The sequence below is a fragment of the Streptomyces sp. DvalAA-14 genome, assembly GCF_900091855.1.
GTDB lineage: Bacteria > Actinomycetota > Actinomycetes > Streptomycetales > Streptomycetaceae > Actinacidiphila.
In genome coordinates this window covers 1-1,170 of the sequence record NZ_FMCH01000313.1, presented here as the reverse complement: position 1 = coordinate 1,170, position 1,170 = coordinate 1, and the positions used below count along the sequence as shown (strand labels likewise).

At 68.0% G+C, this 1,170-nt stretch carries 1 protein-coding gene; it reads left to right on the top strand.

Annotated elements, in window-relative coordinates:
• The first annotated feature begins 41 nt into the window (after positions 1–41).
• Complete coding sequence (locus GA0115240_RS15725; protein WP_093737300.1) at positions 42–1,139, top strand: substrate-binding domain-containing protein; 1,098 nt, start codon at positions 42–44, stop codon at positions 1,137–1,139.
• The last annotated feature ends 31 nt before the right edge of the window (positions 1,140–1,170 follow it).

Genomic DNA, 1,170 nt, shown 5'->3' with positions numbered 1-1,170 from the left:
GGGCCGCGGTGTTGCGGCCCCGTCCGTGGAGGCGACGTTCTATGAACACGATGACCCGTCGAGTAGTCGTAGGCACGGCCGTGGTATCGATGGCGTTCGCCGTGGCCGCGTGCGGGAAGACCGGCGGCGGCAAGGACAATGACAACGGTTCCAGCAAGAGCAAGGGCAAGGTGATCGGTCTGCTGCTGCCCGATACCGTCACCGCCCGGTACGAGCAGTTCGACAAGCCGCTGATCGAGGCCGCGATCAAGCGCCTGTGTGCCGACTGCACGGTCGACTACGCCAACGCCGCCGGGGTGCCGGAGACCCAGGCGCAGCAGGTGAGCACGCTGATAACCAAGGGTGCCAAGGTGCTGATCGTGGACCCGCAGGACGCGGCCGGCATCCAGTCGTCCGTCCAGACGGCGGTGTCCAAGGGCATCAAGGTGGTCTCCTACGACCGGCTCGCCGAGGGCCCGGTGTCGGCCTATGTGTCCTACGACAACGTGAAGGTCGGCGAGCTGCAGGGCCGGGCGCTGCTGGACGCCATGGGGGCGAAGGCCACCCCGCAGGCGAAGATCGTGATGATCAACGGCGACGACGCGGACCCGAACGCGGCTCAGTTCAAGCAGGGCGCCCACGAGGTCCTGGACGGCAAGGTGGACATCGCCTACGAGCAGAGCGGCCTGTGGAAGGGGCCGGTCGCCAACCAGAAGGTGACCGCGGCGATCACCCAGCTCGGCGCGAAGAACATCGCCGGCGTCTACTCGGCCAACGACACGATGGCCGGCGGCGCCGCCACCGCCCTGGCCGGCCAGGGCATCAAGGTGCCGCTGACCGGTCAGGACGCCCAGCTGGACGCCATCCAGCGGATCTTGCAGGGCACCCAGACGGCGACGGTCTTCAAGGACTACAAGCCGGAGGCCGACACCACGGCCGAGATCGCGGTGGACCTGCTCAACGGCAAGGACGCCAAGTCCCTGACCGACACCACCACCAAGAGCGGCTCCGGGCAGGAGATCCCGTCCAAGCTGCTGACCGCCGCCTCGCTCACGATCGCGAACGTCGGGGACATCGTGAACAAGTACCACTACTACACGGTGGCGCAGATCTGCACCTCCGAGTTCGCCAAGGCCTGCGCCACCGCGGGCCTGAAGTAGGCGCACCGGGGCACGGGTGAGCGGGGCCGCG